This window comes from Edaphobacter flagellatus (assembly GCF_025264665.1).
In the GTDB taxonomy this organism is placed as follows: domain Bacteria; phylum Acidobacteriota; class Terriglobia; order Terriglobales; family Acidobacteriaceae; genus Edaphobacter; species Edaphobacter flagellatus.
Genome location: NZ_CP073697.1, coordinates 1,236,575 through 1,252,512 on the forward strand (window position 1 = coordinate 1,236,575; position 15,938 = coordinate 1,252,512).

At 60.1% G+C, this 15,938-nt stretch carries 13 protein-coding genes; 2 read left to right on the forward strand and 11 right to left on the reverse strand.

All coding sequences use genetic code 11. The features are described from left to right. Positions 1-16 precede the first annotated feature (16 nt). Genes KFE13_RS05155 through thiL form a run of 4 tightly spaced genes read right to left on the reverse strand, consistent with a single transcriptional unit; the run spans position 17 to position 3,261 of the window. Positions 17-586: a hypothetical protein gene (locus KFE13_RS05155; protein ID WP_260706097.1), complete on the reverse strand. Its 570-nt coding sequence runs from the start codon at positions 584-586 to the stop codon at positions 17-19. Further along, complete coding sequence (locus KFE13_RS05160) at positions 579-1,073, reverse strand: protein-tyrosine phosphatase family protein (RefSeq protein ID WP_260706098.1); 495 nt, start codon at positions 1,071-1,073, stop codon at positions 579-581. Before KFE13_RS05160 ends, KFE13_RS05155 begins: the two co-directional genes overlap by 8 nt. Further along, on the reverse strand, positions 1,070-2,194 hold the full coding sequence (locus KFE13_RS05165; protein WP_260706099.1) for a cystathionine gamma-lyase: 1,125 nt from the start codon (positions 2,192-2,194) through the stop codon (positions 1,070-1,072). Before KFE13_RS05165 ends, KFE13_RS05160 begins: the two co-directional genes overlap by 4 nt. Before the next feature lie 26 nt (positions 2,195-2,220). Continuing rightward, entirely contained in the window at positions 2,221-3,261 is a 1,041-nt protein-coding gene (thiL, locus tag KFE13_RS05170; protein ID WP_260706100.1) for a thiamine-phosphate kinase, read from the reverse strand. 312 nt (positions 3,262-3,573) lie between these two features. Here thiL and KFE13_RS05175 point away from each other — a divergent pair, with 312 nt between their 5' ends. Next, positions 3,574-4,617, forward strand: a complete 1,044-nt coding sequence (locus KFE13_RS05175; RefSeq protein WP_390891615.1) for a M23 family metallopeptidase — start codon at positions 3,574-3,576, stop codon at positions 4,615-4,617. Between the two features lie 71 nt (positions 4,618-4,688). On the opposite strand, the gene KFE13_RS05180 is transcribed toward KFE13_RS05175, so the two are convergent. The 3 genes from KFE13_RS05180 to KFE13_RS05190 are packed head-to-tail and all read right to left on the reverse strand — an operon-like array spanning position 4,689 to position 7,783. Beyond that, complete coding sequence (locus KFE13_RS05180; protein WP_260706102.1) at positions 4,689-5,945, reverse strand: alkaline phosphatase family protein; 1,257 nt, start codon at positions 5,943-5,945, stop codon at positions 4,689-4,691. 46 nt (positions 5,946-5,991) lie between these two features. Beyond that, positions 5,992-7,290 carry a homoserine dehydrogenase gene (locus KFE13_RS05185; protein WP_260706103.1) on the reverse strand — a complete coding sequence of 433 codons (1,299 nt, stop codon included), beginning with the start codon at positions 7,288-7,290 and terminating at the stop codon, positions 5,992-5,994. 19 nt (positions 7,291-7,309) lie between these two features. Next, the gene (locus KFE13_RS05190; protein WP_260706104.1) at positions 7,310-7,783 is read right to left on the reverse strand and encodes a nucleoside deaminase; all 474 of its coding nucleotides are present in this window, start codon (positions 7,781-7,783) and stop codon (positions 7,310-7,312) included. Positions 7,784-7,966: 183 nt separating this feature from the next. Between KFE13_RS05190 and KFE13_RS05195 the strand changes: the two genes are divergently transcribed. Continuing rightward, positions 7,967-9,343: an NAD-dependent succinate-semialdehyde dehydrogenase gene (locus KFE13_RS05195; RefSeq protein ID WP_260706105.1), complete on the forward strand. Its 1,377-nt coding sequence runs from the start codon at positions 7,967-7,969 to the stop codon at positions 9,341-9,343. A gap of 105 nt (positions 9,344-9,448) precedes the next feature. On the opposite strand, the gene KFE13_RS05200 is transcribed toward KFE13_RS05195, so the two are convergent. The 4 genes from KFE13_RS05200 to KFE13_RS05215 all read right to left on the reverse strand — a co-directional run bounded on the left by KFE13_RS05200 (position 9,449) and on the right by KFE13_RS05215 (position 15,913). After that, a complete protein-coding gene (locus tag KFE13_RS05200; RefSeq protein WP_260706106.1) occupies positions 9,449-10,636 on the reverse strand; it encodes a penicillin-binding transpeptidase domain-containing protein in 1,188 nt (395 codons plus the stop codon). Between the two features lie 228 nt (positions 10,637-10,864). Further along, entirely contained in the window at positions 10,865-12,313 is a 1,449-nt protein-coding gene (ftsZ, locus tag KFE13_RS05205) for a cell division protein FtsZ (RefSeq protein ID WP_260706107.1), read from the reverse strand. Between the two features lie 934 nt (positions 12,314-13,247). Next, entirely contained in the window at positions 13,248-14,480 is a 1,233-nt protein-coding gene (ftsA, locus tag KFE13_RS05210; protein ID WP_260706108.1) for a cell division protein FtsA, read from the reverse strand. Continuing rightward, positions 14,477-15,913: a cell division protein FtsQ/DivIB gene (locus KFE13_RS05215; RefSeq protein WP_260706109.1), complete on the reverse strand. Its 1,437-nt coding sequence runs from the start codon at positions 15,911-15,913 to the stop codon at positions 14,477-14,479. The genes ftsA and KFE13_RS05215 overlap by 4 nt, the downstream gene beginning before the upstream one ends. Positions 15,914-15,938 lie beyond the last annotated feature (25 nt).

Sequence of the window (15,938 nt, forward strand, 5' to 3'; positions counted from 1 at the left end):
CAACAAATTGCAGAGGCTAAGAGAATCCGCCGCCCTCATGTTGTCCCGTACGCAGGTCCAGCGCAAACGGAACATCTTTATCGGTGAGCATATTCCACCCCGTCCCCAGCAGCCGATCACCCTCGACGCCCGTAACGCGGACGCCCTCCCAGCTCAATCGCTGCGAACGCCATGCTTCGCCATCCGCTCCCCACGCAACAATGTGATGAAAGCCGACGAACAATAACAACCCCTGGTCCAGAAGTGCCCGTACCTCAACGACCGGCTTCAACGCGACATGCGCCGATCGCTGCGGATCGAGCGTATCGATGATGTACGCATATCCTCCCGCAACAGCGCATAGCGCATCAGGATGGGGACAGCTATATACATTCGTAGGCATCGAACGGTCCGTAAAGCCAAGCGCACACGTAGCCAGAAACACCCCTCCGACAGCAGGCCGAACCAGCAATTGCAGCGCGCCGCGGGCAAGTGCATCTTCCTCACCCGCAATCTGCTGCGGATACATAAACTGCCGCGCCGGCGCAATCAATGGAGACGCCTTCAACACCTCCACCTGCCAACTGTGTGGAAAAGCTTCAACCATGCGTCTTCGCCTTGATGTTGCGATTCACCCACGCCATCTGCTCATCCGTATCGGGCACCATGCAGCCACGCGCATTCGTCACCTGTGTCCACGCCGCCTCGTGCGTCACGCCTGACCGGATCAAAAGACTGGCAGCGACAACGCTTGAGCGTCCAATGCAGGCACGGCAATGAATCCCGATGCGCTTTCCCGCACCAAGTCGCCGCTCAAGCTCTGCAAGAAACGTTAGGAATTCCTCAGGATTTACCGGAACGCTGTGATCGCGAATCGCAAATCGTATAAACGCAATACCCACCTGATGCGCAGCATCCGCCTCCTGCTGCAATCCCAGCTTGGCCGCTTCCTCTGTCTCCAGCAGCGAGACAACAAGATCAATCCCTGCATCTCGCAGTGTAAGCATCTCGCGATCAAGTCCGTCTCCGCCTCCTGGCCGGGAGACGATGGCCAATTGTTGCGTTATCCAATAAACATAGGCGCTCCTGCTCATGATCGAGCCGCATCCAGCGCCTGCGCGATATCTTCCAGCAGGTCTTCAATGGCCTCACACCCCGCGCTCAGACGAATAAAGCCATCGGCAATCGCATCGCCTCCCCAGCGTGCACGCCGTTCTGCCGATGACGTAATCCCTCCAAAACTGGTTGCATCGGTCAGCAGCTTCGAGTGCGCCAGAAAGCTCTCCGCAGCCGCTTTATCGCGCAGCACAAAGCTGACAACAGGCCCAAAATACCGCATCTGCTGCTTCGCAACAGCATGCGCAGGATGCGTCGTAAGCCCCGGATAAAGCACCTGCTCGACCTCAGGCCGCGTCGTAAGAAACTCCGCGATCGCCTGGGCGTTCTCGCATGAACGCTCCAGCCGCAGCGGCAACGTTGCCATCGAACGCAGCGCGAGCCACGCCTCCATCGGCCCCAGAACGCCGCCCGTCAGCGTGCGCCACTGATCCAGCTTCTTCAACAGCTCAGCATCGCGCACTGCCACATGCCCCACCAGCAGATCGCTGTGCCCCGTCATCGCCTTCGTATCCGACGCAACAGAGATATCCGCGCCCAGCGCAAGCGGCTGCTGCCCAAGCGGAGTCGGCGTCGTGTTATCCACCGCAACCAACGCACCTGCACGGTGAGCCGCATCGGCAAGCGCGGCGATGTCGCAGACGTCCATCGTCGGATTGCTTGGCGTCTCGATCCACACGAGCCTCGCGCCCTCAAGTTGACCGGCCTGCCCGTTGTTGGCCGTCGGAGCATAGCGAAGCTGAACGCCCATCTTCGCAAAGTATTGCTGCGCCAGCACCCGGGCAGCATAGTACGAGCTCTCCGGAAGCACCACCACATCCCCCGGACGCAACACCGCACCAAACACCGCAGTCGTCGCTGCCATCCCCGAAGCAAAAACTAAAGCCGAAGCCGTGTAGCCCGAACCGGACTCCATCTGGGCAATCGCATCCTCCAGATGCGTCCACGTCGGGTTATGCGCCCGCGCATACGTATAAGGCACGCCAGCCGGGTCGCCGGGAGCATGATAGGGAGCAGCAAACACCGGCCCCGCATGAAGAGGCTCACCCGCAACCGCACGCGTCAGGCCCGAACGAACGATCTTTGTAGCATCGCGCATATTTACTGATTGTAAGTGTTAAAGATTCAGCGTCCGCTGAAGTGCTCCCACCCACCTGCCCGCAGCGCGCTACGCCTGCCATCACGCCCGATCAAGGTCACCTGCGGCAATCGACGATCAGCCCGCTGCACCGTGCCGATACGCGTGACAGGCACCCCTGCCATGCTTCGCGGTACACGAGCCGCAGCCGGAGCCGTAAACAGCAGCTCATAGTCCTCGCCACCATCCAGCGCAGCGCGCAGCGCCTCATCCTCTGCAAGACTACGCATCAGCGAATGCATCGGCAGCGCACCCGCATACACCTCCGCCCGCACCCCCGAAGACTCGCACAGATGAGCAAGATCGGTCGAAAGACCATCGCTCAGGTCAATACACGCCGTAGCCAGCCTGCGACGCATTAGCGCCGCTCCCACAGCAAGCCGAGGCTGCGGAAAAAAATGCGGATGCCCTTCCTGCTCCGGCACGCGCGCACGCCGGTTGCTCCTGAGCAACGAAGTCAACTCAACATGAGCCCCACCCAGCGAGCCTGTGACGTAGATCGCATCTCCAGCCCTCGCCGTGCTACGGCGCAACGCCCTGCCCTGCGGAACCGAACCCACCAGGACAATGTCCGCAAGAACAAACTCCCCTGGAGACTCCGAGGTATCCCCACCAGCCAGCGCCGTGTCATATCGCCCTGCCAGACTGCGTAGCCCCACGAAAAAGCCATCCAGCCATGCCCGCCCAGCCCGCGTACGAAGAAGCGTCTTCGGCAATGCCAGCGAAAGAAAAGCCGCAATCGGCTTCCCCCCCATCGCAGCAAGATCGCTTAGCCCACGCGCCAGGCAACGATGACCGACAGATTCTGCCGGATGCAGCTCACGCCGAAAGTGCCTACCCTCTATCGAAAAATCCGTCGTGACCAGCACCTCCTGTCCACGCGGAGGCCGCAGAATGGCGCAATCATCGCCAATCCCCAGCCGGACCGACCTGTTGCGCGCAGGGAAGCTGCGGCGAATCTGGTCGATCAGTTCAAGTTCGCCGGTGATCTTATGCGGAGTTCTCGCCATACCCTTGAACAGCAGCATAAACTTTTCCGCCGGCCCCAGCGTCTAGAACAGACAGATGCGAGACCAAACCGCAAACGGCCTAACCTCCACAAAATGTTTATTTTGTGATAAGTAGACCTCCAGCGGCCAGGGGTTTCACGGTTGCACGGTAACCTCCCCGTTTGTTACCCTCGCAGAGGAAGCCCAAGAGAGTCTGCAATTCTGAAATGACGATTGGTAAATTTCATTTGCCCGTCATGATTGTTGCGTGTGTCTCTCCGTGCCGTGCATCGCTGGCGGTCAAACTCGGGCCCAGGTCGTAGGTTGAAGCTTAAAAAGCGTTACTACATCATGTTTGTCAGCCGGGATGATGATGGCAACATCAGCAAGGTTCCCGTGCCGCTGCATTATGCGTACATCTTTGTCGCCGCTGCAGCCATCGGCATGTTCACCATCACCGGGCTGGCCGGATCGTACTCGCGGATGCTCATCAAGACCGCTCGCTTTAATCAGCTTCGCCAGGACCACAATGCTCTCCAGAAGGACTACGCGCATCTCGAAGAGGCAGCGCGCGAAAAAGATATTCAGGCCGCTTCCCTTGGCTCGCTGGCGAACGAAGTCTCCGCTCTGTACGGACTGACCGCCAGCAAACTGGCTATCCCCGTAGGCCGTCTGACTGGCAAATCGAGCAAGGCGCACGCCCAGGCCGTAGCCGAAGCCGTCGAGAACACCCCGCTTGCCGAAACAGCCAGCCTGACCGACGACAGCTACTACAAATCGGTCGACGCTTTCTATTCACTGCGCAATCAGGCACTGAACGGCACCGTGACTCGCACGTTGAACGGCCTGAACCGGCCCACCTTCGGCTCTGCCAGCATCTTCGGCGGCCTGTCGCTGGGAGAAGACGCCGCTGCGTACGCACCCAATCTCTGGCCCGTCATGGGCCCCATCACCAGCAGCTTCGGCCAGCGTGAAGATCCCGTTCTCGGCAACGGCGAGGGCGAGTTCCATAAAGGCCTGGACATCTCCGCCGCCAATGGCACACCCGTCCGCGCAACCGCCGACGGCGTTGTCAAGACCGCACAGATGGAGAACGGATACGGTCGCGCCGTCGTCCTCGATCACGGCCACGGCGTGGAAACACTCTACGGCCACATGTCCGGCTTTGCCGTCATGACCGGTCAAACCGTCGTTCGCGGACAGGTCATCGGCTATGTCGGACACAGCGGCCGCGTCACCGGCTCGCACCTCCACTACGAGGTACGCATCCGCAACACACCGGTCAACCCGCATAAATACCTGCGCGTCACGCTCGCCGAGCTCGGCTCCGAGGCCCCAACCCTGGCCGAATCTCCCGCCGGAGCAGCAACAAAGCCCACCGTAGCGGCAAAGTAGCCTCCACTACTCCCTGAAAACAAGGAAGGCCGCGCACATCTTGCGCGGCCTTCCTCTTTCGAATCCCGTTCCTACCGCCGCGCCACCCGCAGCACCTTCTTATTCCCATCATTCTTTGCCGGCTTCAGTCCCAGAATCCCGCAAACAAAGTCATACACATTCACATTCCTAAATGAAGCCAGCTTTACCCCAGGCTTAATATCCGGGCCTTCTGCAAAGAAGATCGCCTTCATCTCCGGCACACGCGCCGGATCATAGCCATGGCCGCCGAGGTTCTTGATCTCCTCCGTCTTGGCGTTTGCCTCCAGCGGATACAGCCCCATCGGCACCACCACCGGATCGCCCTCACGCGGATTCGCATTGAAGTCCAGCGGCTTCGGAACATCCTTCAACCGGTATACAGCAAACCGTGGATCGTTCAGCGCCTTCAGCCCGTTATAGATGCGCTGCTTCTCGGCCTCGTCCTTCGGATAGATATTCTGCCCCGCCGTCTTCGCATCTTTCAGGTCCACCAGCTTCGCGATGGAGATCCACTTGCGATCGGCAAACTTCACCATACCGTGATCGGCGACGACAATCATATCGACCGCCAGCCCCGTGGCTTTCAACCGGTCTTCCAGCTCTCCCATCAACGCGTCCAGATGATGCACCGCATCGCGACATTCGTCCGAGTCCGGTCCAAAATCATGTCCGGCGTGGTCCACGTTTGAGTAGTAAAGCGTAATCAGATGCGGACGTTCGGCCTCTGCCAGCGACAACCACGCGATAACCTGATCAATCCGCTTCTCATCGTCGAACTTGTCGTCAAACGGTACCCAGTAGCTCGGACGCTTCCCCGCAATCTTCGCATTCGAAGCCACCCAGAACATCGACGCCGAACGCATCTTGTTACGCTCCGCCAGCGACCACAGCGGAACACCGCCATACCAGTCACTGTTATCCGTAATTTTCGCGTCCTTGTAGTAGTACCGCGCATAATCATGGGCCGGATCGAGAAACTCGTTGTCCACAATCCCATGGTGCTCCGGGTAAAGTCCCGTCACCAATGTGTAGTGATTCGGAAAGGTGAGCGACGGATAACTCGGAATCATCCCCTCCGGCGCGCTCGCTCCCTCGTCTGCCATTTTCAGCAAATGCGGAGCGCCCCACTTCGTCGGATAATCCCACCGAAAACCATCCAGCGAGACCAGCACAACATAGTGCGCCTTCCGCGTCTTCGCCGAATTCAGCGCATTCTTCTCATGGACAACCGGCGCGAGATCTACCGCCGCAGCGCTCGCCGTCAGCGCCGCGAATGCCACACACAACTTCAGCCATCGCCTCATCATCGGCCTCGAATAATGGATAGATTCATCTGTTTCGCGGGCCCGGCAACTATTCTTTGTCATCCGGCACAAGAATCTGCAATGTCAACGGCTTCTCCAGCATACAATCCAGCTTCGCAATCGACTTGATCGCGCGCTCGATCGTATCGGTGGAACACGGCTCCGTCGTCACCACAAACGGCAGCCTGTGCTTCGGATAGCCGGGCCGCTGCAACAGCGAATCGATGTTCGCGCCCACCTTCGCCAGCGCCCCTGCAATCGACGAGACGATGCCCGGCTTGTCATCCACAACAAACCGCAGATAGTGCGGAGCCATAAACTCTCCCGTCACCTGCCGCTTGCGAACCGGATGCTCCGCCGCCTTTGCGCCCTGCGCCACCGCCAGCAGGTCCGAGACGACCGCCACTGCCGTAGGCTCGCCGCCCGCGCCATGGCCCGAGAACACCACATCGCCGCCATACTTGCCGCTGGTCACCACCATATTCTGCGTCCCATGCGACCACGCAATTGGAAAACTCAACGGCACCAGCATCGGAGCCACACGCGCCCGCACCAGCGAACCATCCACCTGCGCTCGCGAGACCTGGCGAATCGTGCAGTTCAACTCCTTCGCATAAACGAAGTCGATCGCCTCAACCGTCGAAATCGTCTGGGTCGTCACCTCATCCGGATTCAGGTCAGCCCCCAGCGCAATGCGCGAAAGAATGCAGAGCTTCGCGCGCGCATCGTAGCCATCCACATCCGCCGATGGATTCGCCTCCGCATAGCCTAGCTCCTGTGCGTCCTTCAGCACCGTGGCATACTCCGCACCACTCTCCATGCGGCTCAAAATATAGTTGCACGTGCCGTTCACAATCCCGCTCAGACGAACGATCCTGTCGCCGCCCAGGCCCTGCTTGATCCCCGGGATCACTGGAACGCCTCCGGCAACCGCCGCGCCGTACACCAGCTGAACGCCATGCTGCGCGGCCAGCTTCTTCAAACTCACGCCGCGATACGCAATCAACTGCTTGTTCGCCGTAACCACGTGCTTGCCTGACGACAATGCCTTCTTCAGCCAGCCCTCAATCGGATTCAGGCCGCCGATCAGCTCGATCACCACATCCACATTGGACTTCAGCACATCGTCGATGTTCTCTGTCCACACCGCGCCTGATGGAACGAACTTCGCCGCAGGTGACTCTTTCTTGCGCGCCACATTGCGGTTATAGATATGCGTCACGGCAACGTTCGGAAACTTCGATTCCGCCAGCACCTTCGCCACCGAGCTGCCCACCGTGCCGAAGCCCAGCAGAGCAACCTTCACTACGCCATCTTTCTTCTTCGCCGCAACCTTCTTTGTCGCCATCGTCCTCGCCTGTTCTTCGTCAGTAGTCCACACGCGCGGTATACCTGCGCCACGCATCAAAGCTGTCATTGCCACGCTCGGCCAGCAGACGCTCCTCAGGAATCGTCCGCGCGCCAATCTCCTTGCGCAGCTCTTCGTACAAAAACGCGTCGTCGAACCCTGCCGCCGCCGCATCGCCCGCCGTGGCGCTATAGAAAATCCCTTCCATACGCGACCAGTAGATCGCCGCCAGGCACATCGGACACGGCTCGCAGCTCGTATACATCACGCAGCCCGGCAGCGAGAACTCGCCCAGCTCCTTGCAGGCACTGCGAATCGCCACCACCTCGGCGTGTGCCGTCGGATCATTCGTTGCCGTCACCGTGTTTACACCGGTGGCAATCACCTTACCGTCGCGCACAATCACAGCGCCAAACGGGCCACCGCGCCCCGAGGTCACATTCTCTTTAGCAAGCTCGATGGCCTGCTTCATAAACTCTGAATTACTCTGCATGCTGTTTGGTTCCTGCAAGCCTCACCGTTCTCACAAAAGAGGTCTAAAGAGGCGCTGACACGCTCGATTATTTCATACCGCGCACTCCCATCTGTTGACGCAGACGGCCCACTACAACCCTCGGGTATAGCCTCATCCACAAGAGCTGCGCTAACCTCTTTACAGCTTCAAGCATCAGCCCGCATGGCCATCGAGTCCATCAATCCCGCAACCGGCAAGCTGATCCGCAGCTTCGACACGCTCAGCGAAGAAGCCATCGCCGAAAAGATCGCTCTGGCCCACGCCGCCTTTCGCGCCTACGCAGCCGTCCCGCTCGAGCACCGCGCCCTCTGCATGCGCAAGCTCGCCTCCCTCCTCGACGAAGAAACCGACGATCTCGCCAAGACAATCACACTCGAGATGGGCAAACCCATTCACGCCTCACGGCAGGAGATCGCCAAGTGCGCCCTCGCCTGCCGATACTACGCCGACAACGCCGCGCGCATCCTCGCCTCCGAACCCATCCCCACCGAAAATCAGACCTATGTTCGCTGGGACCCGCTCGGCATCATCCTCGCCATCATGCCCTGGAACTTTCCCTTCTGGCAGGTCTTCCGCTTCCTCGCGCCCGCACTGATGGCCGGAAACGTCGGCCTGCTGAAGCACGCATCGAACGTACCGCAGTGTGCACTTGCGATCGAATCGCTTGCGCGTCGCGCGGGCTTCCCCCGCGGCACCTTCCAGACCTTGCTCATCGAATCGCGCCAGGTCGAGCACGTGCTCGGCGACGAGCGCATCGCCGCCGTCACCCTCACCGGCTCCGAACCAGCCGGACGCGCCGTCGCCGCACAGGCCGGCTGGCTCATCAAAAAATCTGTCTTAGAACTCGGCGGCTCCGATCCCTTCATTGTCATGCCCTCTGCCGATATCGCCACAGCCATCGAGACCGCCGTGCGCGCACGCCTCGTCAACAGCGGCCAGTCCTGCATCGCGGCCAAGCGCTTCATCGTTCACGAGTCCATCTACCAGGAGTTCGAATCCGGCTTCGTCGCCGGCATGGAGGCCATGAAGATCGGCGACCCCATGAAGGAGACCACCGACGTCGGCCCGCTCGCCACCGCAAAAATCGCCGACGAGCTCGAAGCCCAGGTTAAGGCTGCGACCAAAGCAGGCGCGCGCGTCCTCAGCGGCGGAGAACGCATGCTCGGCGATGGCAATTACTTCGAGCCCACCGTCCTCGTCAACGTCCCCCGTACCAGCTCCATTTATAAAGAAGAGCTCTTCGGCCCCGTTGCCATGCTCTTCAAAGTCGCTTCGCTCGATGAGGCCATCGAGATCGCCAACGACTCCCCCTTCGGCCTCGCCGCCTCTGCATGGACACGCGATCCCGCCGAGCAGCAGCGTCTCATCGCCGAGCTCGAGAGCGGAGCCGTCTTCGTCAACGCCATGGTCGCCAGCGACCCACGCCTCCCCTTCGGTGGCATCAAACACTCCGGCTACGGCCGCGAGCTCTCCGCCGCCGGTATGCGCGAGTTCCTTAACGCGAAGACGGTGCTGTTGTCAGCACCGCGCTCCATCTGAATATTTCGTTTAGAAAATTCGCTTCGAACGTGTCATTCCGAGCGAAACGAAGAACCGCATTTCGTGTCCCAGCCACAGAAGCCGTTGCCCCATATCTGGCGCAACCTAGTGCGAACCCAGCGTCGTATTCGCCGCCTGCGTCGCACTCGGCTTGAAGTAGCTCTTATCCCAAAGCGCACGGTAGAACTGCCCCGTCAGCTCCGCAGCCTTCGGCCCAAAGGTAGGACGCCCACCCTCAAGAAAGAAGACTGAAACCAGCCGCCCCTTCGGCGTATCGGCGTACGAACCGAACCATCCAAAGCGCGTCCCATTATTCGAGCACGTCCCCGTCTTGCCCATCACCGGGAACTCATTGAAGTTCGCTCGCAGCGTGCGTGCCGTGCCATACATCACCGCACCCTGCATCCCGTCCAGAATCTCGGGGATCAGCGGAGCGATGTTCAGCTGCCGCTTCACGCGCGGCTGAAAGCTCGCAATATCGATCTCATTCTCAGGATGCTGCAGGTAGTAAAGCGTTCCGCCGTTCGCAATCGCAGAAACCAGCGCACCCAGCTGCAGCGGTGTCATCGACACGCTCTCACCAAACGAGCACATGCGCCCCACTCCGCCCAGCTTCGCCGGGAGCTCTTCATCCGGATAGATTCCCAGCTGCTCACCCTGAATGTGATATCCAGCCAGCTCACCCAGGCCAAACTCATTCGCATAATGCTTCACGCGCTCAAAACCAAGCGAGCGACCCAGCGTTTCAAAATAAGCATTGTTCGAGTGGGCCAGCGCATCCGTCATCGTCATCGTGTACCGGCCGCCAAGATTCACCGGCGTGTCCTTCTTCACGATGCCCTCTTCCAGGGCCGCCAACGCAACCGTCAACTTGATCGTCGAGCAGGGCTCCGCGCCGCGCGACAACGCCAGCTTCTGGTTCACCATCGCCAAAATGCGTCCCGATGCCGGATCGATTACCACCGCTGTGCCGTTCATATTGCCCAGCGCCTCGATGGCGGCCTGACGCACCATCGGATCTTCGCCCTCGGTGACATCACCCAGCGTTAGATTGTCGGTAAAAGAATTCGCCGAGAAGTGTTCGTAATACCGCGTCCGCCGAACCGCCAGCTTCGCACGAGCCCCACGCCCACGCTTTCCGGCAACCACCTTCGTCGAGCCTTTCGTCGAGGCAACCGCCTTACCCTTCGACTTCGCGTTCCGGGCAGAAGCCTTCGAGACACGCGACTTGCCGCTCACCGCAGCATGCGTCGTCCCCGACGAATGATGCTTTACGCTACGCGACGACGTCATCGCCGTCGCCTCCATCCCAGAACCCACTACCAGGCCCAAAAGGATTACGCCAAAGACTCTGACCCAATGCAACACCAAAGGCGACCCCTCTTCCTACATCCACTATTAAAACGAAGTGAGCAACTATGTTGCCATCAATCCACGGCCAGCATTAGAAGACACTCTTTATTCCACTGCAGCATTCCCCCGGGGGAAATACATCTTTCGCTCCATATTTAGATGGAGTCATCAATGTCCGCGTCGCAGAAATGCTGGAATATCAAGCTCATCCGGCTCATTCGCATCCGCCGGAAGCGCTGCTGCCGCTCCTCCGTACTGAGCGCGCACCCCCACCTCCGCAGCCGGGGCTTCCGTATGGACGCTCTCCGCAGGTTGAACGTAAGCCGTCTCCCGAACTCCCGTCTCCAGCCGAACTGCCTCTTCTGGAATGGAATACGCCGGCATCGCCCGCTCCTGTGTGGTGCGGAAGAAATCATCGTCGAACACCGAAGCTGGAACTGCGCGAAGCTCCGGCTCACGGTCCGACTTTTCCTGTAGCTCAGACGCTGACGGCAAAGCCTCCACGTCACTTGCAAACTTCGGCATCGAGGCCGTCGAGCGCGGTGTCGAAACCCGCGGCTCCACCACCGGCATCTCATACCGCATCGTCGGCAGCGTCGCCTCCGCCAGCATCCGCTCCCGCCGCGCCGGCATCTCCTGCTGCTTGAAACCCGTGGCGATCACCGTGATCTTCACGTCCTCGCCCATCGTCTCGTCCTGCACCGCGCCAAAGATGATATTCGCGTCCTCGTGCGCCGCATTCTGAATAATCGTCGAAGCCTCATTCACCTCGTTCAGCTTCAGGTTGCTCGAACCAGTAATGTTGATCAGGATGCCCTTCGCGCCATCAATCGCACCCGACTCCAGCAGCGGCGAAGCCATAGCGGCCATCGCAGCCTCCACCGCGCGATTCTGTCCCGAGCGCACCGCTGTGCCCATCACCGCATAGCCCATGCCCGCCATCGTCGTCTTCACGTCTGCAAAGTCGCGGTTGATCACGCCAGGAATGGTAATGATGTCCGAGATACCCTGTACGCCCTGCCGCAACACATCGTCCGCAATGCGGAAGCTCTCGAAGAAGCCCGCGTCCTTCGCCACCGCCAGCAACTTCTCGTTCGGAATCACAATCACCGTATCGACGGAATCCAGCAGTTCCTGCAATCCACGCTCGGCCTGCATCATGCGGCGCTTACCTTCGAAGCCGAAGGGCCGCGTCACCACCGCAACCGTCAACGCGCCCATCTCGCTCGCCAGCGAAGCAATCACCGGCGCCGCTCCCGTGCCTGTGCCTCCGCCCAGGCCAGCCGTGACAAACACCATGTCCGCGCCCTCAAGCGCCTCGATGATTTTGTCTGAATCCTCCAGCGCAGCGCGCCGTCCCACATCCGGATTCGCGCCCGCTCCCAGCCCGCTCGTCAGCTTCACGCCCAGCTGCAGCTTCACCGGAGCGTTCGATGTATTCAGCGCCTGCACATCCGTATTCGCCGCAATAAACTCGACGCCTTCCACTTTGGCCGCGATCATGCGGTTGACGGCGTTATTGCCTCCGCCGCCTACGCCAATGACCTTGATCCGCGCTCCATGCGGAACTTCATCGTGGTAGTGGATACGGATATCGTCATCAGGCAGATTCGGCATGGAATGCAGTACTCCTTCGCGCGCGTCAACAGCAGCTCAGAAATAATTCTCACATCATCGACGCTCTGGATACACCCACGTTTTCCACCGCCCGTACCACGCGTGGTTCAACATCCCCCGCAAGCAGCTTCTGTCTGCCTTATTTTCGAAGCAGCCTCACTGAGCGAGTGAGAAACCTTTTACAAACTTGTGATCCTTCTCACCGTGAAAGTCCGGGCCTTTTGTTCCATGTCGATCGGCGGGATGACTCGTTATAAAGCGGCCCAATCGAGAATCCCGAACGAGCTAATCGACCTCGCCGAGATTCTTGACATGCCACAAGTGCTCCATCATAGTGGACGCACTGAAATACTTCCGTATTTGTTGCACTTCACTTTCCGAAAAGGATAACCAATGAAGAGGCTATTATTTCTCATCGCAGCATCTCTGTTCTTTGCTCTTTCACCCAATTCCCTGCAGGCACAGCAACAAATTATGCTCGCCTCTACAACCCAGGCTCAGTTTGAGGCGGATGCATCTAACCTTCTCTCGTGGACATGCGCCAACTACCCTAATACATTCCCGACCTGGTCCGCTTCCTCTGATAGAACCGTGGATGGTTACTGTCTAACGAACGATACGTATGAAGTAGTCTATTGGGCAATCTATTCGTACCAACCCACCCCTTGGGGCTGAACTAGAGAAGCTAGTCTATCTCTGACTGACAACCAATCTAGCGTCCCGAAACGGACATATCGATGACGACATCTGGCGTCGATGTAATGCTTCGAGTGGCTTTGGAATCTGCCTTTGCGGGTTCCAAAGCCGGGTGCCCACTCATGCGGTTTCATCGCATGAGTGGGACATTCGAGCGAAGCTCGAACCCTGTCAAACGTAAAACCGTCCAACGCAGTCGAAGAACCTGCAGTTCCCTCACTCCCTACAACCGACCGCGTTAGAAGCTCCCTGCAAAAATTGCCTTCAGCTTCGCTCGCAGCCCCTGCTCCTCACTCGCCTTGCGAACCTGCGTGCGATGCGTATACAGCAGCATGCCAATCGCCGCCGCATACTCCGGCCGCGCCAGCTCCTCGGGCATCCTCGAAAGCGGCACCGGATAACCAACCCGCGCAGGCACGCGCAGCAGGCTCTCCGCATTGTCCAGCAGACCCGACATCAACGCGCCGCCGCCAGTCACCACGCAGCCCGCGCCCAGCGCCTCCAGCACGCCGCCATTGCGCAGATTATCCCTCAGCATCGTGAACAGCTCACGCGCACGCGGCTCCAGAATCTCCGCCAGAAACCGCTGCCGTACCATGCGCGCCGGCTGGCCGCCCGAGATCGCCAGGTCGCCGCCCACCTCAATCTCATTCATCTGCGGAACCGCCGTCACCACGCAGTGCCCATATGTCTTTTTTAAGAACTCGGCCTCTTCGACGGTGACATGCAGGCCCACCGCAAGATCATTCGTAAAGTGATCGCCGCCAATCGGCAGCACAGCCGTATGAGCCACGGATCCCTCAAAGAAGACCGCCAGCTCCGTCGTGCTCGATCCAATATCCGCGATGCACACGCCAAGCTCGCGCTCATCGGCACTCAGCACCGCCTCAGCCGCTGCGATGCCCTCGTACACCGTGTCCATCACTTCAAGACCCGCGCGATTCGCGCACGTAATCACGCTCTGCGCCACGCCTCCCGAGCACGTCGACAGATGCAGATTCACTTCAAGCTTATTGCCCACCATCCCAATCGGGTCGTGAATCCCCGGCTGTTCATCCAGAATGAACTCCTGCGGCAGCAGATGCAGCACCTCGCGGTCTGGAGGGAGTGCCACACTGCGCGCACGGTCCACCGCCGCCCTTACCTCTTCGCGCGTAATCTCGCGCATGCGGCTGCCCATGCTGATTCCGCCGCGCGAATTCATCCCGCGCACATGTGCTCCGCCAATTCCGACCACCGCGGTCTCAATCGTCGCCTTGGCCGTGCGCTCCGCGGTCAACGCCGCGCGATTGATCGCATCGGCTGCCGGCCCCAGCTCTGCAATCAATCCCTTGCGCATGCCCTTCGACGCCTCGATGCCATGCCCGCGGTACCGCAGCACGCCGTCGTGCAGCTCACCCACCAGCACCACGCTCTTCGCGCTGCCCGCATCCAGCACCGTAATCAGATTCTCTGGCTTCTGACTCTTCATCGGCGAACCACCTGCGGCGGATGGAACTTCAGCTCGGAACCCGTCTCCTGCTCCGCCCGCGTCAACCCTTTCTTCGACCCATTTGCCTGCGCACTCTTCGGATGAACCCAGAACGACTCTCCATTCGCCACCGCCTGCCTCTGCTCGTCTGCTGTCGCGCTCGGATGCGCAGCCGCAACAGGCTTCTTTGCCGGTGTTGTCTTCGGCGCAACCGCTGCGCCCTTATGTTTTGCCGGAGCAGCCTTCGCCGCTGGCCTCTTCATCTGCGTCGCCGCCTTCGCTGCACCAGAATGCGTCACTTGAGGATGCGCAACCTGTGGATGCGCGATCGCAGCAGGCTTGGTGGCCGCAGGGGCAGGCTTCACAATCGGAGCCGCCACCGGAGCAGGCGTCGTACCCACCGCGGGCTGCGTCGCATCCACTCCCTGTCCCGCTACCGGCAGCGCACTTCCCTTCTGCATCTCCAGCACCACCTGCCGCTCATACCGCATATCCACCGAGCTCAAGTGCGGGTACTGCGTTCTCCACTCCGGCAGATGTTCTTCAAACTTGCGATAGCGATCCAGAAAGTTGTCCTCGCCGAAGTGCACCAGCACCTCGCCGTTCTTGTCCGCAACAATCGCCCGCACATCCTCCGGGTTCGACAGGTCCACCTCGCTCAGATTCTGCGAGATCCTCTCCCCCGATAAATCCAGGTCCCCCGTGAATCGTTGGTACAGCTTCATCCGCGCCGCCCGCAGCGACAGCGGATCGCTTGCCGCCAACCCCGTCACCACCGGAAACGAGTAGTGCATATCCCCCTGCACATCCGTCGGCATATCCAGCAGCACGCCATTCGCATCCACCAGTCCAATGTGGTTGCCCTGCCTCACAAACGCCACCGGCGTCCTCTCCACAATCTGCACGCGCAGATGATTCGGCAGCAGCCGCATCACCGTCGCATGCTCCACCCACGGCATCTGCTCCAGCTCCGCCTGCCGTTGCTCCAGCGAGACGCGAAAGATATTCCGCTCCACATCCTCACCAAAGATGCTCAGCAGCTGCGCCCGCGTCACATGCGAGTTCCCCTCAACCTCAATCGCCGACGACGACGGAATCACAAACCGCTCGTCATGCAGAATGGCCGTCCTCGCCACTCCGGCAGCCGCCGCGCACAAACCCACCAGCACCAGCACTCCAGCCAGAATTCCCAGCCGTCCGCCCAGCGACTTCGGCACGCCTCCGCGCAGACGCAGCTTCACGCCGCCCTCACGCCGCTGTCGTGGCGGTGGAGCGTCGTCAAACTCCTCGTCGAAGTTGGAAAAATCCCTGCGCATCGTCCTGTCCGGCTGAGCGGGCTTTCTGCCAGCACGAGCCGCCACCGGAGCATACTCCGGCTCCGGCGCCTCCAGCACCGCCGACTCGCGCCTCGCCGATCTGCCGCTATTTCGCACTGCCGCTATTCGTCAACCTCGAGCA